Origin of the sequence: Pedococcus aerophilus (genome assembly GCF_039532215.1) — a bacterium.
GTDB lineage: Bacteria > Actinomycetota > Actinomycetes > Actinomycetales > Dermatophilaceae > Pedococcus > Pedococcus aerophilus.
In genome coordinates this window covers 1199757-1219427 of the sequence record NZ_BAAARN010000001.1, presented here as the reverse complement: position 1 = coordinate 1219427, position 19671 = coordinate 1199757, and the positions used below count along the sequence as shown (strand labels likewise).

At 70.5% G+C, this 19671-nt stretch carries 19 protein-coding genes; 13 read left to right on the top strand and 6 right to left on the bottom strand.

Annotated elements, in window-relative coordinates; translation table 11 throughout:
- Positions 1 to 17 precede the first annotated feature (17 nt).
- The 6 genes from ABD286_RS05710 (at position 18) to ABD286_RS05685 (ending at position 6679) form a co-directional block, all read left to right on the top strand.
- The gene (locus ABD286_RS05710; protein ID WP_344191144.1) at positions 18 to 437 is read left to right on the top strand and encodes an HIT family protein; all 420 of its coding nucleotides are present in this window, start codon (positions 18 to 20) and stop codon (positions 435 to 437) included.
- Positions 434 to 937 (top strand): methylated-DNA--[protein]-cysteine S-methyltransferase, encoded by a 504-nt coding sequence (locus ABD286_RS05705; RefSeq protein WP_344191142.1) that lies wholly within the window; start codon positions 434 to 436, stop codon positions 935 to 937. The genes ABD286_RS05710 and ABD286_RS05705 overlap by 4 nt, the downstream gene beginning before the upstream one ends.
- 190 nt (positions 938 to 1127) lie before the next feature.
- A complete protein-coding gene (locus ABD286_RS05700) occupies positions 1128 to 2369 on the top strand; it encodes a lytic murein transglycosylase (RefSeq protein WP_344191140.1) in 1242 nt (413 codons plus the stop codon).
- Between the two features lie 153 nt (positions 2370 to 2522).
- On the top strand, positions 2523 to 3941 hold the full coding sequence (locus ABD286_RS05695) for an NAD(P)/FAD-dependent oxidoreductase (protein WP_344191138.1): 1419 nt from the start codon (positions 2523 to 2525) through the stop codon (positions 3939 to 3941).
- A 60-nt stretch (positions 3942 to 4001) separates the two neighbouring features.
- Positions 4002 to 5285, top strand: a complete 1284-nt coding sequence (locus ABD286_RS05690) for a M16 family metallopeptidase (protein ID WP_344191136.1) — start codon at positions 4002 to 4004, stop codon at positions 5283 to 5285.
- Entirely contained in the window at positions 5282 to 6679 is a 1398-nt protein-coding gene (locus tag ABD286_RS05685; RefSeq protein ID WP_344191134.1) for a M16 family metallopeptidase, read from the top strand. The genes ABD286_RS05690 and ABD286_RS05685 overlap by 4 nt, the downstream gene beginning before the upstream one ends.
- 24 nt (positions 6680 to 6703) lie before the next feature.
- On the opposite strand, the gene hisN is transcribed toward ABD286_RS05685, so the two are convergent.
- Complete coding sequence (hisN, locus tag ABD286_RS05680; protein ID WP_344191133.1) at positions 6704 to 7495, bottom strand: histidinol-phosphatase; 792 nt, start codon at positions 7493 to 7495, stop codon at positions 6704 to 6706.
- A 172-nt stretch (positions 7496 to 7667) separates the two neighbouring features.
- Here hisN and ABD286_RS05675 point away from each other — a divergent pair, with 172 nt between their 5' ends.
- The 6 genes from ABD286_RS05675 (at position 7668) to ABD286_RS05650 (ending at position 14222) form a co-directional block, all read left to right on the top strand.
- On the top strand, positions 7668 to 8141 hold the full coding sequence (locus ABD286_RS05675; RefSeq protein WP_344191132.1) for a DUF2231 domain-containing protein: 474 nt from the start codon (positions 7668 to 7670) through the stop codon (positions 8139 to 8141).
- A gap of 219 nt (positions 8142 to 8360) precedes the next feature.
- Entirely contained in the window at positions 8361 to 10022 is a 1662-nt protein-coding gene (locus ABD286_RS05670) for a peptide ABC transporter substrate-binding protein (protein WP_344191131.1), read from the top strand.
- A gap of 248 nt (positions 10023 to 10270) precedes the next feature.
- The gene (locus tag ABD286_RS05665; protein WP_344191130.1) at positions 10271 to 11197 is read left to right on the top strand and encodes an ABC transporter permease; all 927 of its coding nucleotides are present in this window, start codon (positions 10271 to 10273) and stop codon (positions 11195 to 11197) included.
- On the top strand, positions 11190 to 12122 hold the full coding sequence (locus ABD286_RS05660; protein WP_344191129.1) for an ABC transporter permease: 933 nt from the start codon (positions 11190 to 11192) through the stop codon (positions 12120 to 12122). Before ABD286_RS05665 ends, ABD286_RS05660 begins: the two co-directional genes overlap by 8 nt.
- Positions 12123 to 12139: 17 nt before the next feature.
- Positions 12140 to 13189: an ABC transporter ATP-binding protein gene (locus ABD286_RS05655; protein ID WP_344191128.1), complete on the top strand. Its 1050-nt coding sequence runs from the start codon at positions 12140 to 12142 to the stop codon at positions 13187 to 13189.
- The gene (locus ABD286_RS05650) at positions 13182 to 14222 is read left to right on the top strand and encodes an ABC transporter ATP-binding protein (protein WP_344191127.1); all 1041 of its coding nucleotides are present in this window, start codon (positions 13182 to 13184) and stop codon (positions 14220 to 14222) included. The genes ABD286_RS05655 and ABD286_RS05650 overlap by 8 nt, the downstream gene beginning before the upstream one ends.
- An 85-nt stretch (positions 14223 to 14307) precedes the next feature.
- Here ABD286_RS05650 and ABD286_RS05645 read toward each other — a convergent pair whose 3' ends face one another.
- Positions 14308 to 14916 carry a hypothetical protein gene (locus ABD286_RS05645; RefSeq protein WP_344191126.1) on the bottom strand — a complete coding sequence of 203 codons (609 nt, stop codon included), beginning with the start codon at positions 14914 to 14916 and terminating at the stop codon, positions 14308 to 14310.
- On the bottom strand, positions 14913 to 15464 hold the full coding sequence (locus tag ABD286_RS05640) for an RNA polymerase sigma factor (protein ID WP_344193276.1): 552 nt from the start codon (positions 15462 to 15464) through the stop codon (positions 14913 to 14915). The genes ABD286_RS05645 and ABD286_RS05640 overlap by 4 nt, the downstream gene beginning before the upstream one ends.
- A 141-nt stretch (positions 15465 to 15605) precedes the next feature.
- Here ABD286_RS05640 and ABD286_RS05635 point away from each other — a divergent pair, with 141 nt between their 5' ends.
- Positions 15606 to 16145 (top strand): hypothetical protein, encoded by a 540-nt coding sequence (locus ABD286_RS05635; protein WP_344191125.1) that lies wholly within the window; start codon positions 15606 to 15608, stop codon positions 16143 to 16145.
- Positions 16146 to 16651: 506 nt separating this feature from the next.
- Here the strand turns inward: ABD286_RS05635 and rsgA are convergent.
- From rsgA to ABD286_RS05620, 3 genes are read right to left on the bottom strand one after another with little or no spacing between them, the layout of a single operon-like run.
- Positions 16652 to 17689, bottom strand: coding sequence for a ribosome small subunit-dependent GTPase A (rsgA, locus tag ABD286_RS05630; protein WP_344191123.1), 1038 nt, complete (start codon positions 17687 to 17689; stop codon positions 16652 to 16654).
- Positions 17686 to 19050, bottom strand: a complete 1365-nt coding sequence (gene aroA, locus ABD286_RS05625; protein WP_344191121.1) for a 3-phosphoshikimate 1-carboxyvinyltransferase — start codon at positions 19048 to 19050, stop codon at positions 17686 to 17688. The genes rsgA and aroA overlap by 4 nt, the downstream gene beginning before the upstream one ends.
- On the bottom strand, positions 19037 to 19576 hold the full coding sequence (locus ABD286_RS05620; RefSeq protein WP_344191119.1) for a DoxX family protein: 540 nt from the start codon (positions 19574 to 19576) through the stop codon (positions 19037 to 19039). The genes aroA and ABD286_RS05620 overlap by 14 nt, the downstream gene beginning before the upstream one ends.
- Between the last annotated feature and the right edge of the window lie 95 nt (positions 19577 to 19671).

The window sequence follows — 19671 nt, the reverse complement described above, 5'->3', positions numbered from 1 at the left end:
GGGCTAGGGTCGCTCGCGTGGACTGCATCTTCTGCCAGATCGTCGACGGCACGGTGCCGGCCACCGTCGTGGTCGACGAGCCGTTCGTCCTCGGGTTCCTCGACACCCGCCCGGTGTTCAAGGGCCACGTGCTGCTCGTCCCGCGGATCCACGTCGACACGCTGCCCGACCTGCCCGCCGAGCTGCTCCCCGTCCTCATGGGCGCAGCGCAGCGCACGGCCGGCGCGGTCGTGGCGGGCCTCGGGGCGCAGGGCTCGTTCGTCGCGATGAACAACGTCGTCTCCCAGTCGGTCCCGCACCTGCACGTCCACGTCGTGCCACGCACGAAGGGGGACGGACTGCGCGGCTTCTTCTGGCCGCGGACCAAGTACACCTCGGACGAGGAGGCGCAGGAGTATGCCGCCCGCGTCAGCGCCGCACTCGCCCCACCGCCGTGACCACCCGGACCCACACCGTCGTGCCGTCACCGATCGGCGACCTCACCCTCGTCGCCCACGACGGAGCACTGGCCGCGGTGCACATGGACGGCGCGAAGCACACCCCGGAGCCGGCCTCGTGGGGCGAGCGCGACGACCGCGTGGTCGCCGACGTCCGCGAGCAGCTGGGGGAGTACTTCGCCCGGGACCGCACCACCTTCGACCTCGCGCTGGCCCCGGTGGGCAACGCCTTCGAGCAACGCGTCTGGGCGCTGCTGCGCGAGATCCCGTACGGCCAGACCCGCAGCTACGGCGACCTTGCGCGGGCTCTCGGTGACGTGGGCTTCAGCCAGGCCGTGGGGGCGGCGAACGGCCGCAACCCGATCGCCGTCATCGTCCCGTGCCACCGGGTCATCGGGGCCGACGGCAGCCTCGTCGGCTACGCCGGTGGGCTGGACCGCAAGCGGTTCCTGCTGGCGCTCGAGGAGTCGGAGGAGGTCCGGGCGACCCGCCTCTTCTGAGCACCCCGCCCGGCGTCCACCCCATGAGACCGGGTGGGGCCCGCGTGACGGGTGTGACGCATGTCCGCTCTGCTCCTCGTCCGTTCGTGCCGTTCGTCCGCGCCCGGGCGGTGACGGTCCAGGTTGACGGGCAGGGTGGACGGGTCCGCTGCGGCACCGGCCGTGGCATCGTCGAACAGGGGTCGGGTCGGTGCGCAGGCACGTCGTGAAGCTGGGGGTGCTGTTCGCCCTCGTCGCAGCCGTCGTCGCCCAGACGGTCCCGGCCCGCGAGCTGACGACAGCGGTCCCCGCCTCGGAGAGGCTCCCTGCCCCGGTGTCGACCGCCTCGGCCGCCCCGGCCTCGCTCGCCCCGCCGGCCGACGTCCCCGACGCGTGGTCCTTCGACGACGCCGACGGCAGCATCCGCGTTGTCGTGGCGAGCGCGGCAGCCACGGCCGCCGCCAAGCGCCCTGTCGTGCCACGGAAGCCGCCGAAGCCCCCGACCAAGGCCAGGACCGGCTCGCTGCCGGCGGCGGGGACTCCCCAGGCCGTGCTCGCCGACGCCTACGTCAAGGCCGCGGCGAAGGCCTCGAAGAGCTGTCACCTCCGGCCTGCCCACCTCGCCGCGATCGGCCAGGTGGAGTCCGGGTCGATCGGCGGGCGCCAGGTCGACGGTGACCACCGCGTGACGCCGGCCATCTACGGACCCCTGCTCGACGGCGGTCCGTTCGCCGTGGTCCGCGACAGCGACGGCGGCGCCTACGACGGTGCGAGCGACTTCGACCGGGCCGTCGGACCGCTGCAGTTCATCCCGGGGACCTGGCGCTGGGCCGGTCGCGACGGCGACGGCGACGGTCGCCGTGACCCCCAGAACGTCTTCGACGCAGCCCTGGCCACCGCGGACTACCTCTGCCGTGACGGTCGCGACCTCTCCCGCGCCGGGGACCTGCGCGGCGCGATCCGCACCTACAACTGGTCGGGGGAGTACGTCGCCGCCGTGACCCAGTGGGTCTCCTTCTTCTCGCGCCACGGGCTGGCCGCCCTGGACGACGTGGCCTTCCGCGTCGGCTCCGGGGGGCGGGCCAGCAGCATGGCCGCCGCCACGCCGGACAAGGCCAAGGACAGCGTCAAGGCAAAGGCGAAGGCGAAGGCGAAGGCAAAGGACAAGGCCAAGGGCACGAAGGGCCCGACTCGACCGACGACGTCCTCGACGACCCGGCCCGGCACGACGACCCCGACCGGCACCCCGACGACCCCACCGACGTCGAGCGGCTCCACCCCCTCGACCACGACCCCCGCCCCGACCGGCACCACTCCTGCGCCGCAGCCCACCGCACCCGAGCCGACGACCACCACCCCGCCGGAGCCCGAGCCGACGGTCCCCGAGCCCGAGTCGACCACGCCCGCACCGTCCGAGCCCTCGGGAGCGGCGTCCACCGCATCCACGGGATGAGATCCGTGACGTGACGCGCGTCGCAGCGCACGCACCGGGGTGCGCGCGGGGCATACCGACGCCGCTACCCTTGTTGACGCAGGAGCAGGCGTCATCGAGGACGGCACCCCACACGGGGTAGCCGTCCTTCGTCTTTCACAGGAGAGTGTCGGTATGTCGCACGAGGTCCACACCCAGCCCCGCCACCGCGTCGTCGTGGTCGGCTCAGGCTTCGGTGGGTTGTTCGGCACCCAGGCGCTCAAGCGCTCCGATGTCGACATCACGCTGATCGCCAAGACCACGCACCACCTGTTCCAGCCTCTGCTCTACCAGGTGGCGACCGGGATCCTCTCCGAGGGCGAGATCGCCCCGGCCACCCGCGAGGTGCTGGCCAGCCAGGACAACGCCCGCGTGCTGCTGGGCAACGTCACGAAGATCGACCTGGCCGCCAGGACCGTCACCTCCCGCGTCCTCGACCGCGAGACGGTCACGGAGTACGACTCGCTGCTCGTCGCAGCGGGGGCGGGCCAGTCCTACTTCGGCAACGACCACTTCGCGAAGTACGCGCCAGGCATGAAGTCCATCGACGACGCCCTCGAGCTGCGCGGCCGCATCTTCGGGGCCTTCGAGTGGGCCGAGCTGGCCAGCACGCCGAAGGAGATCGAGCGGCTGATGACGTTCGTCGTCGTCGGCGCCGGCCCCACCGGCGTGGAGATGGCCGGCCAGATCGCCGAGCTGTCCCGCCGCACGCTGCGCCGCGACTTCCGGGCCATCGACACCACCCGCGCGCGGATCATCCTGCTCGATGCGGCGCCGACCGTCCTCGGGGCGTTCGGCGACCACCTCGGCGCCAAGGCGGCCGAGAAGCTGCGCAGCCTCGGGGTCGAGGTCCAGCTCGGCGCCATGGTCACCGGGGTGGATGCCACCGGCATCGACGTCAAGGACTCCGACGGCTCGGTCCGTCGCATCGAGTCGGTCACCAAGGTGTGGGCCGCCGGTGTCCAGGCCTCCGAGCTCGGCGCCCAGCTGGCCGAGCAGTCGGGTGCCTCGGTCGACCGGGCCGGTCGCGTCGAGGTCAACGACGACCTCACCCTCCCGGGTCACCCCGAGGTCTTCGTCGTCGGTGACATGGCTGCCCTCAAGGGCTACCCGGGCGTCGCCCAGGTCGCGATCCAGGGCTCGCGCTACGCCGCCGACCAGATCAAGCGTCGGCTCGCGGGCAAGGAGCCGGCCGGACCCTTCGTCTACAAGGACAAGGGGTCGATGGCGACCATCTCGCGGTTCAGCGCCGTCGCCTCGATCGGCAAGCTGCACTTCAGCGGGTTCGTCGCCTGGCTGCTGTGGCTGGCAGTCCACCTCGTCTACATCATCGGGTTCAAGCACCGCCTCACCACGCTGCTGCACTGGGCGGTCAGCTTCGTCGGCCGTGGTCGCTCGGAGCGCACCGTGACCGAGCAGCAGGTCTTCGCCCGCACGGCGATCGAACAGCTCGGTGACGGCTACGCACCGTCGCTGCCACGGGTGCCGGCCGACCGCAAGCCCCCGGCACAGTCGGTGGCGCAGGCGCGCGAGCAGGGCAGCCGCACCTTCTGACGCACCCGGCCCAGCCGGATGCTCCGGGCGGGGGCGGGATGGTTCGCCTAGGGTGCAGCCATGCCCCTGGACTACCCCATCCACGAGCGCACGCTGCCCAACGGGCTGCGCGTCGTGGTCTCTCCCGACACCAGCGTCCCGAACGTCACCGTCAACCTCTGGGTCAACGTCGGCTCCCGCCACGAGGTCGCCGGACGCACCGGGTTCGCGCACCTCTTCGAGCACCTGATGTTCCAGGGCTCGCGCAACATCGCCAGCGGTGAGCACTTCACCCGGCTCATGGCCGAGGGTGGGCGGCTCAACGCCACGACGTGGTTCGACCGCACCAACTACTTCGAGACCGTCCCCAAGGGCGCCTACGAGCTGGCCCTGTGGATGGAGGCCGACCGCCACGGCTTCCTGCTTGACGCGGTCAACCAGGAGAACCTCGACAACCAGCGTGACGTGGTCAAGGAGGAGAAGCGCCAGCGCTACGACAACGTGCCCTACGGCAAGGCCCTGATCGAGGTGTATGCCGCGGCGTTCCCCGAGGGGCACCCGTACCACCACCCCACCATCGGATCGATGGAGGACCTCGACGCGGCGAGCGTCGAGGACGTCCACGAGTTCTTCCGGCGCTACTACGGCCCGAACAACACCGTGCTCACCCTCGTCGGCGACCTCACTGCCGAGGAGGGGTTCGCCGCCGCCGAGCGCTACTTCGGGCACCTGCCGCCGAGCGCCGAGGCGCCGCGGGCCAACCTGCCGCAGCTCGAGCCGATCTCCGAGCCGGTCCGCGTCGACCGCCCGGGACCGGTGCCCAACGACCGCCTGCACATCGCGTTCCGTCTCCCGGCCGACAACACCGAGGAGTTCTTCGCCGCGGCGCTGGCGATCGACGCCCTGGGTGGGCTGTCGACCTCGCGCCTGGTGCAGCGGCTGGTCCGCCGCGAGCAGGTCGCCAACGCCGTGCAGGCGCACGCCATGGGCTTCGTCGACGGTGTCAGCCTGGGCTTCTTCGTCGTCGACGTCGCCGAGGGCCAGGACCCGGAGGCCATCGAGGCCGCGGTCGTCGAGGAGCTCGAACGCTTCGCGAAGGAGGGCCCCACCGCCATCGAGGCCGAGTCGGCCATGGCGCAGTCCGAGCGCAGCTGGCTCTCCGCGCTCTCCGGGCAGGAGGAGCGCGCCGACCTCATCAGCCAGCACGCGCTGCTGCACGGCGACGCGCAGTTCATCAACACCTTCCTGGACCGGCTGGCCCAGGTGACCCCCGAGCAGGTGCGCGCCGCGGCGCAGGCCTGGCTCGACCCCCGCAGCAGAGCCGTCGTGCGCCACCTCGTCGCGGCGCAGGAGGACGCAGCATGAGCACCCGTGACACCACGGCGGTCGACACCGCCACCGCGCAGGACGCCCCCGTCGGGGCGCCGCGTCCCGAGGTGACCCCGCCCGGGCCGTGGAGCTTCCCCGTGCCCACCCGCAGCACCCTGCCCAACGGCATCGAGGTGCTGACCTACGACATCCCCGGCCAGTACGTCGTCTCGGTCCGCACGGCCATCCCGCTGCCGCTGTCCGCCGAGCCGCGCGAGGTCGAGGGCGTGGCCACCGTGATGGCACGACTGCTCGACGAGGGGACGGCCGAGCACAGCCCGGAGGAGTTCGCAGAGCTGTTGGAGCGCAAGGGGATCGCGCTCGGGGCCTCGGTCAACGAAGCCGGCGTCGGCGTCGACCTCGACGTGCCGAAGCGACGCCTCGAGGAAGCCCTCGAGCTGCTCACCCTGGCGGTGTCCGAGCCGGTCTTCCCGCAGTCCGAGGTGGACCGCATCCGTCGCACCCGGCTCGCGGAGATCGAGCAGGAGCGTGCGCTCGCACCCCAGCGGGCCGCGCGCGAGTTCGTCGCCACGTTCTACGACCCGCAGGACCGCGCGTCCCGCCCGTCGGCAGGCACCGCTGCGTCGATCTCGGCGCTGACCCGTCAGGACGTGGTCGACTTCCACGCCCGCCACATCGGCCCGCAGGGCATGACCGTCGTGGTGGCCGGTGACCTGTCCGACCTCGACGTCGTCGCGATGGTCGAGCGCACGCTCGGCGGTTGGCGCGCCGAGGTCGAGGTCCCCGCCGCCGTCCCCGCACGCCGGGCGCCGGACGCCGCGCGCATCGTCCTGGTCGACCGCCCCGGCTCGGTCCAGAGCGAGGTGCTCGTGGGGTGCGCCGGTCCGGACCGGCGCGCCGAGGGCGGCTGGGCGCCATACCCCGTCCTCGGGTTCATCGTCGGCGGCTCACCCAACGCGCGGGTGGACGCGGTGCTGCGCGAGGAGAAGGGCTACACCTACGGCATCCGCTCGGTCTTCCGGCCGCGCAGCTCCGGCGGCCTCTTCCTCACCTCGGGCTCGGTCCGTGCCGACGCGACGGTCGAGTCCGTCCAGCTGCTGCTGGAGATCCTCGGCAGCGGGCGGGACGGCTTCGGCGAAGAGGAGGTGCGCGCCGGTGTGGACTTCGTGAGCAAGACCGCCCCCGGTCGCTACGCCACCGCGGACGCCGTCGCCGACGAGGCGTCGTCGATGGCGCTCGAAGGACTCACCACCGAGTTCACCACCCGCAACCTCGAGCAGATGCGCGGCCTGGAGCCCCAGGAGCTGACGGACGCCTACCGCCGCTGGGTGCAGGGGGAGTGGACGGTCGTCGTGGTCGGCGACGCCTCGACGTATGCCGACGCGATCCGCGCGCTGGGCGTGGGCGAGGTCAGCGTCGTCCCCAACTGACGGGGACGCACCGACGTCCGTCGCCTAGGCGCGGGCGTCGGTGCCGAGGCGGCCGAGGACCTCGTCGTGCAGCAGTCCGTTGGTCGCGAGCGCGTTGCCGCCCCAGGGGCCGTCCTCCCCGGCGAGCGAGGTGAACCGGCCGCCCGCCTCGGTGACGATGGGCACGAGCGCGGCCATGTCGTAGACGGCGAGGTCGGGCTCGGCGGCGATGTCCACCGCACCCTCGGCGACGAGCATGTACGACCAGAAGTCGCCGTAGGCACGGGTGCGCCAGCACTCGTCGGTGAGGTCGAGGAACTGCTGGCGGCGGTCGAGGGCACGCCAGCCCGAGAGGCTCGAGTAGGACAGCGAGGCGTCCTCGATGCGAGGCACCCGCGAGACGTGGATCCGCTTCGCGGCCGTGAGGCTGCGACCTGACCAGGCGCCGGATCCCGTTGCGGCCCACCAGCGCCGGCCCAGGGCGGGCGCCGCGACCAGACCCAGGACGGGCTGCCCCTCGTCGACGAGGGAGATGAGCGTGGCCCACGCGGGCACGCCGCGGACGAAGTTGTGCGTGCCGTCGATGGGGTCGATGACCCAGCGTCGGGGACCGTGCCCGGTCGTCTCGAACTCCTCGCCCTCCACGGCGTCACGAGGGCGGGTGCGCTTGAGCTGCGAGCGGACCAGCTCCTCCGCCGAGCGGTCCGCGTCGCTGACCAGCGTCATGTCCGGCTTGGACTCCACGACCAGGTCCTCGGCGCGGAAGCGCGCCATGGTGATGCGTTCGACGGCGTCCGCCAGGACATGGGCGAGGCGCAGGTCGTCGTCGTAGGGCACCCGCCCACGCTAGCCCGTGGTCCTGCTCCGGCGAGTGACCGCCACGGGAGCACTCACAGCAATCTCCCAGCCGCACGGGGTGCCGCGGAGCCCGCCGCACCACTAGCGTCGGAGCGCCCGAGGTCCCGACTTCACCACCCACCCGGGGCCCGACCGAACCGCAGGAGCCGCCGTGTTCGACACCATCTTCGGACTTCCCGTCCACGCGCTCGTCGTCCACGGAGTCGTGGTGCTCCTGCCGCTGATGGCCGTGGTCACTCTCGTCTGGGCCTGGCGCCGCCCTGCGCGACCGGCCACCGGATGGCTCGTCGTGGCCGCCGACCTCGTGGTCACCGCGATGACGTTCGTGGCGAAGGAGTCGGGGGAGGCGTTGCAGCGTCGGCTCGGGGGCCGGGCCGCCCTCGAGCACGGTGAGCTGGCCGACCCGCTGCCGCTCATCGCCGGCGCCCTGCTCCTGACCGCGGTGCTCGTCCAGGTGCACCGCACCCGCGGTGACGGTGCGGGCGGTCGCTCGGCAGGGCTGCGTACCGGGCTGTCCGTGCTGGTCACGGCAGCGGCAGCGGTGGTCGTCGTGTGGACCGTCAGGGTCGGCCACTCGGGAGCCGAGGCCGTGTGGGGCGAGATCGTGAGCAACACGTCCCAATAGGTCCAAAAGCCACTCCCGCCGAAGATCTGCTTCCGGGCGGGCATCGGGACGATCACGTTTTTGTCTCGGGTTGGCCCGGAGCGTCGCCTTTACTCCCTCCTTGCTCTTTCATGGGTCCCACAACACGACGCCCTGGGCGTTACAGGGCTGCACTCCGACCGGTGGGCAGCCCGGACCGACCGTTCACACGAACGGCAGACCCTAAGTAGGAGGACATCAATGCGAGGACTTACTCGCACGGTGACCATGGTTGCCGGCATCTCCACCGTTGCGCTGCTCGCTGCAGCCTGTGGTGGCGGTTCCGACTCCACGGACACCAGCTCCAGCGCCGGAGGCCAGACCGGCGGCGCTGTCACGGTCCGTGGGTGCAACCCCCAGAACCCGCTGATCCCCAGCAACACCACGGAGACCTGTGGTGGAAACGTGCTCGACGCCATCACGGCCAAGCTCGTCCACTACAACCCCGAGAGCGCTGCTCCCGAGAACGACATCGCGGAGAAGATCGAGTCCACGGACAACCAGAACTTCACCGTCACCCTCGTCAAGGGCTACAAGTTCCACGACGGCACCGAGGTCAAGGCGAAGAACTTCGTCGATGCCTGGAACTACGCCGCCTTCGGCCCGAACGCCCAGTCCTCCGGGTACTTCATGGAGCCCATCGAGGGCTTCGGTGACATGCAGTGTGCTGGCACGGACGAGGAAGACCCCTGCAAGGGCTTCACCCCCAAGGCCGACAAGCTCTCCGGTCTCGCCGTGAAGGACGACTACACCTTCACGATCAAGACCACGGAGAAGGTCTCCAACATGCCGGTCCGTCTCGGCTACTCGGCGTTCTCGCCGCTGCCGGACTCCTTCTTCGCGGACCCCAAGGCCTACGGCGAGAAGCCGGTCGGCGCTGGCCCGTTCAAGCTCGACTCCTGGACCAAGAACACCGAGATCAAGCTCAGCAAGTTCGCTGACTACTCCGGCAAGTTCGGTGGCAAGCTCGACAACATCACGTTCAAGATCTACCAGGACGCTGACGCTGCCTACACCGACGTCCAGGCCAACAACCTCGACGTCACCGACGAGGTCCCGTCCTCGGCGATGATCGACGACAAGTACAAGACGGACCTGCCTGACCGCAACGCCCAGAAGGCTGTTGGTGTCATCCAGACCATCACGTTCGCGCCGGTCAAGGTCGACCCGAACTACGCCGACCCGAAGGTGCGCCAGGCCATCTCCATGGCCATCGACCGCCCGACGATCATCAAGCAGATCTTCAACAACACCCGTCAGCCCGCCACCGGCTGGGTCTCCCCGGTCGTCGACGGCTACAAGGCCAACGCCTGTGGCGAGTACTGCACCTTCGACGCTGCCAAGGCCAAGGCCAAGCTGGACGAGGCCGGCGGCTTCAAGGGCGGCAAGATGACGATCGCCTACAACGCCGACGCTTCTCACAAGGCGTGGGTCGAGGCGACCTGCAACTCCATCAAGGGTGCCCTCGGTACCGACTGCGTCGCGACCCCGGTCGTCGACTTCTCCACCTTCCGCGGCAACATCGCGGCGGGCAAGCAGAAGGGCATGTTCCGCACCGGCTGGCAGATGGACTACCCGTCGATCGAGAACTTCCTCGCCCCGATCTTCAAGACCGGCGCGTCCTCGAACGATGGCAAGTACAGCAACCCCGAGTTCGACAAGCTCCTCGTCGAGGGTGCTGCGGCCACGGATGCTGCTCAGGCCAACGCCAAGTACCAGGAGGCCGAGGCACTGCTCGCCAACGACATGCCGGCCATCCCGATGTGGTACTCCACCGCGACCTTCGGCTGGTCCGACAAGGTCACCGGCGTGAAGATCACCGCGTTCGGCACCATCGACTTCTCCAGCCTCGCGCTGAAGTAAGTCGACCCGGACCGCCCGCCCCACCGGGTGAGCGGATCCAGACAGCGTCGTCGGCCTGCCGGCCCAGTGCCGGCAGGCCGATGGCCTGTCCGGGGACAGTCGTGGCGAGACCCGCCTGCTGCCCCGCCCCACCCCTGTACGACTATGTTGTGATGGGCATCGGCGCCTACCTGAGGTAGCGTCCCGGCTCGTCCAGCCACGCCTGCGGGAACACCCCATCCTGCGTGCGTCAAACCAAAGGAGGTGACGTGTACAAGTACATCCTTCGGCGACTGATCCAGATGATCCCGGTGCTGCTTGGTGCCACGTTCATCATTTTCTTCATGGTCTACGCCCTGCCCGGCGACCCGACCATCGGCCTGTGCGGTGAGCGGCCCTGCCCCGCCGCCTTCGTGGCCGACTTCCGTGAGAAGCACGGGCTCAACGACCCGTTCTTCATCCGGTACTTCACCTACCTCGGCAACCTCGCCCAGGGCGACCTCGGCACGAACTTCCGTGACCTGAAGGTCCTCGACGAGCTCGAGCTGCGCTACCCGACGACGGCCAAGCTGGCCGGCATGGCGATCCTCTTCGAGACCGTCATCGGCATCCTCGCCGGTGTCCTCGCGGGCATCCGCAAGGGCAAGTTCATCGACAACCTCGTCCTGGTGAGCACGCTGTTCGTCATCTCCATCCCGGTCTTCGTGATCGGTGTGACGCTGCAGTACTACTTCGGCCTCAAGTGGCCGATCTTCCCGGCGACCGTCGGGTCCGACGTCACCTACTACAAGCTGATCCTCCCCGCGTTCGTGCTGGGCAGTGCGTCCATCGCGTATGCCGCCCGCCTCACCCGCACGAACCTGGTCGAGAACCTGCGCGCGGACTACCTGCGCACGGCGGTGGCCAAGGGCCTGGGGCGTCCGCGCATCCTTGGCATCCACGCCCTGCGCAACTCGCTCATCCCGGTCGTCACCTTCATCGGCGCCGACTTCGGTGGCCTGCTCGGTGGCGCCATCGTGACCGAGCGCATCTTCAACATCCAGGGCGTCGGTGGGTTCCTCTTCACCGGCATCCGCAACCGCGACCCGGTGAGCGTCGTGGGCACCGTGACCATCCTGGTGCTCGTCTTCCTCATCGTTAACCTGCTCGTCGACCTCCTGTACGGCGTGCTCGACCCGAGGATCAGCCATGACTGAGGCATCGACCATCGCCGTCTCCTCCGAGGCGGGCCAGCCCGCCGGAGGCTCGGCGGACGAGGGCCGCTCGCTGGCGTCCGACGCCTGGCGGCAGCTCAAGCGGAACCCGATCTTCTGGGTGTCCGTCGGGCTCATCACCGTGTTCGTGCTGATGGCAGCCCTGCCGCAGCTGTTCACCAACGTCGACCCCAACGAGGCGATCCTCAAGCAGGCCCGCGAGAAGCCCGGTGGCGACGCGTGGTTCGGTCGCGACATCCAGGGCTACGACATCTACGCCCGGACGATCTACGGCGCCCGCGCCTCGATCCTCGTCGGTGTCTTCACGACGATCGCCACGGTGGTCATCGGACTGGTCATGGGTGTGCTCGCCGGCTACTACGGCGGCTTCCTCGACAGCTTCGTCTCGCGCGTCACGGACATCTTCTTCGCGATCCCGCTGCTCCTCGGCGGCATCCTGTTCATGTCCACCTTCCCCAACGACGAGAACTCCCCGTACCTCGTGGTCGTCGGCAAGGTCGTGCTCGTGCTGTCCATCTTCGGCTGGCCGGGCATCGCCCGCCTGATGCGCTCCAGCGTCATGCAGGTCAAGCCCAACGACTACGTCCAGGCGGCTCGCGCCCTCGGGGCGAGTCCGTGGCGGATCATCCGTGCCCACGTCATGCCCAACGCCCTGGCGCCGGTCATCGTCGTCGCCACGATCAACCTCGGTGTCTTCATCACCGTCGAGGCGACGCTGAGCTTCCTCGGCATCGGTCTGACGCCGCCGGCGGTCTCCTGGGGTGTGGCGATCTCCGACGCGCTCGTCGCGCTGCGGACCTACCCGCACATCCTGCTGTTCCCCAGCCTGTTCCTGTCCCTTGCGGTGCTGGCCTTCATCATGCTCGGCGACGCCGTGCGTGACGCCTTCGACCCGAAGTCGCGCTGAGCGGGAAAGACACCTTCATGACGACAACTGACACGACCGGTACGCAGCGCGGCAAGACCCCGTCCGCGTCCCAGTACCACGCCAAGGACGGTCTGCTGCTCGAGGTGGAAGACCTCCACGTCGAGTTCCACACCCCCGACGGCATCGCCAAGGCCATCAACGGCGTCAACTTCGACCTCTACGAGGGCCAGACCCTGGCGATCCTCGGCGAGTCGGGGTCCGGCAAGTCCGTGACCGCCCAGGCGATCATGGGCATCCTCGACGTCCCGCCGGCGGTGATCCCCAAGGGGCAGATCCGCTACTGCGGCCAGGACCTGCTGACCATGCCCGAGGAGCAGCGGCGCAAGACCCGCGGCCCGGAGATCTCCATGGTCTTCCAGGACGCGCTGTCCTCGCTCAACCCGGTGTTCCCGGTGGGCTGGCAGATCGCCGAGATGTTCCGCGTCCACCGCGGCATCAACCGTTCCGACGCCCTGGAGCGTGCGGTCAAGCTGATGCAGCGGGTGCAGATCCCGGCGGCCAAGGAGCGGGTGAAGGCCTACCCGCACCAGTTCTCCGGTGGTATGCGCCAGCGCATCATGATCGCGATGGCCATCGCGCTCGACCCGGCGGTCCTCATCGCCGACGAGCCGACCACGGCCCTGGACGTCACGGTGCAGGCACAGATCATGGCCCTGCTCCAGGAGCTGCAGGAGGAGCGCCAGATGGGGCTCATCCTCATCACCCACGACCTCGGCGTCGTGGCCGACGTGGCGGACAAGATCGCCGTCATGTACGCCGGTCGCATCGTCGAGCGCGCGGACGTCTACGACCTGTACCGCCAGCCGGGTCACCCGTACACCAAGGGTCTGCTCGAGTCGATCCCTCGCCTCGACCAGAAGGGCCAGCAGCTCGCAGCCATCGGTGGCCTGCCTCCGAACCTCATGCGCATCCCGCAGGGCTGTGCGTTCAACCCGCGCTGCAAGTTCGCCCAGGACGTCTGCCGTGAGGACCGTCCCGCGCTGCGGGAGATCGCTCCCGGCCGTGAGTCCGCCTGCCACTTCGCCGAGGAGGTCCTCAATGGCTGAAGCCATTCTGACCGCGACCGACCTGGTCAAGCACTACCCCATCCGCGGTGGCGTGCTGCGCCGCACGGTGGGCCACGTCAAGGCCGTCGACGGCGTCAGCTTCGAGCTCCTCAAGGGCGAGACGCTGGGCATCGTCGGTGAGTCCGGGTGTGGCAAGTCCACCCTGGGCCGTCTCCTGATGCGCCTGGAGGAGCCGACCGCCGGCTCGGTCGTGTTCGACGGCGTCGACATGTATGCGCAGAAGGGCCGCGCCATGCGTCGGCTCCGCCGCGACATCCAGATCGTGTTCCAGGACCCCTACACCTCGCTCAACCCTCGCAAGACGGTCGGCGACATCGTGGGGGAGCCCTTCGACATCCACCCCGACGTGGTGCCGAAGAAGGGTCGTCGCAAGGCCGTCCAGGACCTGCTCGACCTCGTGGGGCTCAACCCCGAGCACATCAACCGCTACCCGCACCAGTTCTCCGGCGGTCAGCGCCAGCGCATCGGCATCGCCCGCGGCATCGCGCTCAACCCGAAGGTCCTGATCTGCGACGAGCCGGTCTCCGCGCTCGACGTGTCGGTGCAGGCGCAGGTCGTCAACCTGATGGAGAAGCTGCAGGACGAGCTGGGCCTGTCCTACATCTTCATCGCCCACGACCTGTCCGTGGTGCGTCACATCTCCGACCGCGTCGGCGTGATGTACCTCGGCAAGATGGCAGAGCTGGGGGAGGAGGACGACATCTACGGTCGCCCCACCCACCCCTACACCCAGGCGCTGCTGTCGGCCGTCCCCGTGCCGGACCCGACCCTGCGTGACAAGAAGGAGCAGATCGTCCTCAAGGGCGACGTCCCCTCACCGGCGAACCCGCCGTCGGGGTGCCGGTTCCACACGCGGTGCTGGAAGGCGCAGGACAAGTGCAAGACCGACGTGCCCCTGCTCGAGCTGCGCCCCGACGGCGCCGGCGAGCACCTGTCGGCCTGCCACTTCGCCCAGCCCCGGGAGATCATCGAGACGATCGACCTCACCGAGGGTGCCGACAACGCCGTCTGAGCGACCTCGCACGAGCACCGACCGCGCCGCCCCCCGACCTCGGGGGGCGGCGCGGTCGTCGTGTCCTGGGGGTCAGTCCTGGGGGTCAGTCCCGGGGGAGGCGCCGGTTCAGGGAGAACAGCCGTCCGAGGACGGGCATGAGGAGGATGTTGAGCCCGTGCAGGATCCCGATGATGAGCAGGATGCCGCCGAGCCGGCCCACCTCGAACGTCAGCTGCTCGGCGGTGACGCGTTCGGAGATGGTGTTGTTCCACTCCTCCTGCGGGGCGAAGTGCACCGAGAACAAGATGTAGGCGGCGAAGATCAGGTAGTAGACGATGTCGGTGAGGACGATGTAGCTCTTGCCGGTCAACGGGTTGTCGTGGAAGACGTCTGCCGCGTAGGCACGTCCGAACCGCTTGATGAACGGTCCGAGCCACAGCGCGACACCGAGCAGGACGACCGTCGTCGCCACCTCCAGGATCCACCAGGGCATGTCGAGTCCGTCCTTTCCTCTCGGGGTGAACAGCGCCACGGCGACGGTCGCCGCCACCACCGCGGTGGCGCCGCTGGCGGTGAGGACCCGCTGGCGACGTCGGCGGGATCGGTCGTGGTCGATGCTGTCGACGACCCTGGTGAACAGGTCTTCCGACGGCACCCGGCGGCGGCCCTCTGCTGCCAGGGCCTCGTGGAGCCGGTCCTCGAGGGCGCTCATCGCTGCTCCTCCAGTCGTGCGCCCAGGGTCCGTAGACCGCGACGCAGGTGGGTCTTGACCGAGTTGGGTGACAGGTCGAGGGTCTCGGCGACCTGGTCGATGCCCAGCTCGAGGTAGTAGCGCAGGACGACGCAGTCGCGCTGGCGCCGGGGCAGTGCGCGGATCGCCTCGACGACCTCGCGCCGCCCTTCGAGCGCGGTGGCCATCTCCTCGGCCGACGGCTCGTCCGGGACCGCTGGCGGTCGGTGGCGCAACGAGACCAGCCCTCGCCGGTTGTGGTCCCGGGCCAGGTTGATGACGATCGAGCGCAGGTAGGCCGCGGCGCGTTCCGGGTCACGGATGCGGTGGCTGCTGCGGGCGAGCCGGATGAACGCCTCCTGGACGAGGTCCTCGGCCGCGGTGCGGTCGTCGACGAAGAACCGGGCCAGCGAGACGAGGCGGGCGGACTCTGCCGTGAAGAGCGTGACGACGAGCGCATCGGCCTCCAGCGCGGGGGCCGTGCCCACCACGCCGGCGGTGCTCCTCGCCAGCACGCCCATGGACTCCATCACCTCGACAGACGAGTGGGCGGACCCGTTGGGTGACAACGAGGTCCGAGGACCTCAGGAGGTTCGAGGTGTCACCCGGGACGGTGCCGGGGCGCGTCTGTGGGGTGTCAGCGTCGTACGTCCTCACCCAAGGAGAGCACCATGGACCGCACCGGCACCTCACCCCTTCTGCGCAGGGCCGGGATCGCGGTGGCCTGCACGGCCGTGCTGGCTGCCGGCGCCACGCTGACCCCGGCCGTGGCAGGCGTCGCGAGCTCATTCCGGGGCGACCTGCGACTGCTCCTCGACGCCAAGGGCGCACCCTTCGCCGAGGCCCGCGCGTCGCTGACGCTCGTGGGAGGAGGTGACGCCTCCTCGGCCGTCCTCGTCGTCCACGGTGTCGACCCCGGCCAGGCCGGGCGCACGTTCGGTGCGCACCTGCACAACGGCCCGTGCATCGCCGGTGCGGGAGCGGCGGCCGGGGGTCACTACAACCACACGGGCACGCCGCCGACCTCGGTGAGCGACCAGACCGAGGTCTGGCTGGACTTCACCGTCAACGGCGGTGGCAACGGCCAGTCCGTGACGCACGTGCCGTTCGTCCCGACGCCGGGCCAGCGGTCCGTCGTGGTCCACGAGCTCCCCACGGCGCCTGACGGCAAGGCAGGGGACCGCCTCGCCTGCCTGCCCGTGGAGTGGTGATGCCCCTCGGTATGGCGCGTGCCGTCGTCCTGGGCGCGGCCCTCGGTGCCGGGTGGGGTGTGCTCGCGCGCGGGTGGATGCGGCTCGTGTCGACCGCCGGAGTTCAGCTGGTCCGGGACGCTCGCGATCGTCGTCCTCGCCGCTGTCTTCGGTGCCGGTGTCGGCGTCGGCTCCGTGGCGCGGCACGCCTCCGGGTGGCGGCGTTGGTGCCGCCTGGCGGTCGTCCCTGGGATGCTGCTCTTCGCCGGCCAGGGCGCACCGCTGCTTCCGGCGTTCGTCGTAGGAGGACTGCTGCTGCGACGGCGACAGGTGCTGGCTCGAGCGGGTGCGGTCGTCGCGGTCGTCGGTCCAGCCGTGCTCCTGTGGTGGACCGGGCGGCTCGACGACACCACCCTGACGGTCATGCCGCTACGGGCACAGCTGGCGCTCCTGCTCGGAATGCCTGTCCTGGCAACACTTCTCGCGATGGCGGGCCACCTGGTGTGGGGGCCTCGGGTGGGGGTGGCTCAGTCACCCTCACCCGAGCGGGCGCGCAGCAACCGCCTCAGGGACTCCAGCCTGGAGGCTCCGGCCGGCCCGGCCTGACCGGAGGCGACCCAGGCGTCGAGGGCACACTCCTCCTCGTCGTGGGTGCACCCGCGGGGGCACAGACCGGTGCCGGCCTCGAGCTCGGGGAAGTGCTGGATGATCCGCCCGAGGTCGACGTGGGCGAGCCCGAAGGAGCGGACGCCCGGGGTGTCGATGACCCAGCCGTCGCCGTCGGGCAGGCGCAGGGCGACCGCGGAGGACGAGGTGTGCCGACCTCTTCCGGTGTGGTCGTTGACGATCCCCACCGCCCGGCGCGCGTCGGGCACCAGGCCGTTGACGAGGGTCGACTTGCCGACGCCGGAGTGGCCGACGAAGACGCTGACGCGGCCGACGAGGCGTTCGGTGAGACCCTCGAGGCCGTCGAACCCGGACTCGCCCGTCGAGGTCACGACGTTGGGGACGTTGAGCGGTGCGTAGCTGCCGAGGAACTCCGCGGGGTCCTTGAGGTCTGCCTTGGTCAGGACGAGGAGCGGCTCGAGGCCGGCGTCGTACGCCGCGACGAGGCACCGGTCGATGAGCCGAGGCCGGGGCTCGGGGTTGGCCAGGGCCGACACGATGACGAGCTGGTCGGCGTTCGAGACGAGGACGCGCTCGACGGGGTCGGTGTCGTCGGCGCTGCGCCGCAGCACCGAACGTCGCGGGGTCAGCCGCACGATGCGGGCCAGGCCGTCGGGGTTGCCGGTCGTGTCGCCGACCAGGCCGACGTCGTCACCCACGACGATGCCCTTGCGGCCGAGCTCGCGTGCCTTCATGGCCGTCACCAGGCGTTCTGGCTCGGCCTTGCGGCCCTTGCCGCGGGGGATGAGCACCGTGTAGCGCCCGCGGTCGACGGCGATGACGAACCCCGGGACGGCGTCCTCGTGGGCGGGCCGGTCCTTGGACCGCGGGCGCGATCCTCGACGACTCGGGCGGACCCGGACGTCGCTCTCGTCGTAGTCGGAGGCCTTGCGGCTCATGCGCTCGCTGCGCTGGTGCTCGGTGCGCCGAGGGTGCCCGGTGCCACGAGGTGGTGCCAGAGCTGGGTGAACTCGGGCAGCGTCTTCGCCACGGTGCCGGCGTCCTCGATGACCAGGCCTTCGCAGCGCAGCCCGAGCACCGCGCCCGCCATGACCATCCGGTGGTCGGCGTAGGTGTGGAAGAGGCTGGGGCGCAACGGTTTCGGCTCGATACGCAGGCCGTCCTCGGTCTCGGTGACCACGGTGCCGAGCGTCCCGAGCTCGCGAGCGAGGGCGGCCAGTCGATCGGTCTCGTGGCCGCGGATGTGGGCCACCCCCCGGATCACGGTGGGGGAGTCGGCGAGCGCGGCGACGGCTGCGACGACCGGCGTGAGCTCCGAGGCGTCGTGCAGGTCGACGTCGATGCCGGAGACCTCCCCGGTGCCCGAGACGGTCAGGCCCTCCCGGCTGAGGTTCACGTCGGCGCCCATGGCGTCGAGGATGTCGCGGATCGCGTCGCCGGCCTGGGTCGTGTGGTGGGGCCAGCTCGGCACGGTGACCCGCCCGCCGGTGACGAGGCCGGCCGCGAGGAAGGGTGCGGCGTTGGAGAGGTCGGGCTCGACCTGCACGTCGAGCGCGTTGATCTCCGAGGGCTCCACGCGCCAGGTGTTCGGCACGCTGTCGTCGATGAGGGCGCCGGCGTCGCGCAGCGTCTCGATCGTCATCTCGATGTGGGGTTCGGAGGGGACGGGCTCGCCCTCGTGGTGAATGGTGACACCGTCGTCGTAGCGCGGGCCGGCGAGCAGCAGCGCCGAGATGAACTGGGAGGACGCCGAGGCGTCGAGGGTCACCGCTCCACCAGGCATGCTGCCGCGACCACGCACGGTGAACGGCAGGGTGCCGCGGCCGCCGTCGTCGAGGTCCGCGCCGAGCGCCCGCATGGCCTCCAGGACCGGACCCATGGGGCGAACCCTGGCCTGGGCGTCACCGTCGAACGTCACCGGGCCGGCGGCCAGTGCCGCGACCGGGGGGAGGAACCGCATGACGGTGCCGGCGAGGCCGCAGTCGACCTGCACGTCGCCGCGCAGGGTCGCCGGGGTGACGACCCAGTCGGGGAGCTGCCCGGAGTGCGACGTCGTGTCCTCGATGCCTGCGCCGAGCTGGCGCAGGGCCTGGGCCATGAGCAGCGTGTCGCGGGACCGCAGGGGACGCCGCAGCAGCGACGGCCCGTTGGCCAGGGCCGCCAGGACGAGGAAGCGGTTGGTCAGCGACTTGCTGCCGGGCAGGACCACGTCGGCGTCGACGGGACCGTCGGCGGTGGGGACGGTCCAGCTGCCCTCGACCGCGCGGGCGGGGGGTCGGACGGGATCAGGTGAGGGCATCGTGGGCCTGCGACGCGGCGAGCTTGGCCTCGCGACGGGCGGCGTGGGCCGCGTGCTTCGCCTCGCGACGGGTCTGCTTCGCAGCCCGCTTGGCGGAGCTGCCCGCCAGACCCGCGCGGTAGGCCAGGCCCGGCTTGCCCTCGGTGTCGACGGAGGCCAGCAGCAGGCCACCGATCAGGCCCAGGTTCTTGAGGAAGCCGATCCGCTGGGTGGTGCGCGTGGCCGGGTCCGACTCCTCCCAGAAGCGGTGCCCGACGTAGGTGGTCGGCACGAGGGACCCCACGAGGGCGAGGGCGGCCACGCGGGGGAGGTGACCGGTGGCGAGGAGGGCCCCGCCGCCCACCATCGTCGCGCCGTTGGCGCGGACCAGCAGCTCGGGGTCGTTCGGCAGCCCCAACGGGGCGACCTGCTCGGCGAACGGGGCCACCTTGGCCTTGAGCGCGGCAGGGTGCCGCAGCTGCTCGAGCCCCTGCACCACGAAGATCGCGGCGAGCATCGGGCGGGCCACACGGCGGACGAGGGTCATGATCACTCCCATAGGACGGCTGGGGAGACAGGTGCTCCCCTTCGTCTCCCTTCCTACCGTATGGGGCAGGTCGGCGTCGCCACGTACCCTGTCCA

Bases quoted from the DNA above. Each gene is read 5' to 3' on its own strand.
- rsgA (WP_344191123.1), bottom strand. From the start codon at position 17,689: ATGAGCCGCAAGGCCTCCGACTACGACGAGAGCGACGTCCGGGTCCGC.
- ABD286_RS05620 (WP_344191119.1), bottom strand. From the start codon at position 19,576: ATGACCCTCGTCCGCCGTGTGGCCCGCCCGATGCTCGCCGCGATCTTC.
- ABD286_RS05690 (WP_344191136.1), top strand. From the start codon at position 4,002: ATGCCCCTGGACTACCCCATCCACGAGCGCACGCTGCCCAACGGGCTG.
- ABD286_RS05670 (WP_344191131.1), top strand. From the start codon at position 8,361: ATGCGAGGACTTACTCGCACGGTGACCATGGTTGCCGGCATCTCCACC.
- ABD286_RS05650 (WP_344191127.1), top strand. From the start codon at position 13,182: ATGGCTGAAGCCATTCTGACCGCGACCGACCTGGTCAAGCACTACCCC.
- ABD286_RS05655 (WP_344191128.1), top strand. From the start codon at position 12,140: ATGACGACAACTGACACGACCGGTACGCAGCGCGGCAAGACCCCGTCC.
- ABD286_RS05635 (WP_344191125.1), top strand. From the start codon at position 15,606: ATGGACCGCACCGGCACCTCACCCCTTCTGCGCAGGGCCGGGATCGCG.
- ABD286_RS05685 (WP_344191134.1), top strand. From the start codon at position 5,282: ATGAGCACCCGTGACACCACGGCGGTCGACACCGCCACCGCGCAGGAC.
- ABD286_RS05660 (WP_344191129.1), top strand. From the start codon at position 11,190: ATGACTGAGGCATCGACCATCGCCGTCTCCTCCGAGGCGGGCCAGCCC.
- ABD286_RS05695 (WP_344191138.1), top strand. From the start codon at position 2,523: ATGTCGCACGAGGTCCACACCCAGCCCCGCCACCGCGTCGTCGTGGTC.
- ABD286_RS05645 (WP_344191126.1), bottom strand. From the start codon at position 14,916: ATGAGCGCCCTCGAGGACCGGCTCCACGAGGCCCTGGCAGCAGAGGGC.
- aroA (WP_344191121.1), bottom strand. From the start codon at position 19,050: ATGCCCTCACCTGATCCCGTCCGACCCCCCGCCCGCGCGGTCGAGGGC.
- ABD286_RS05640 (WP_344193276.1), bottom strand. From the start codon at position 15,464: ATGGAGTCCATGGGCGTGCTGGCGAGGAGCACCGCCGGCGTGGTGGGC.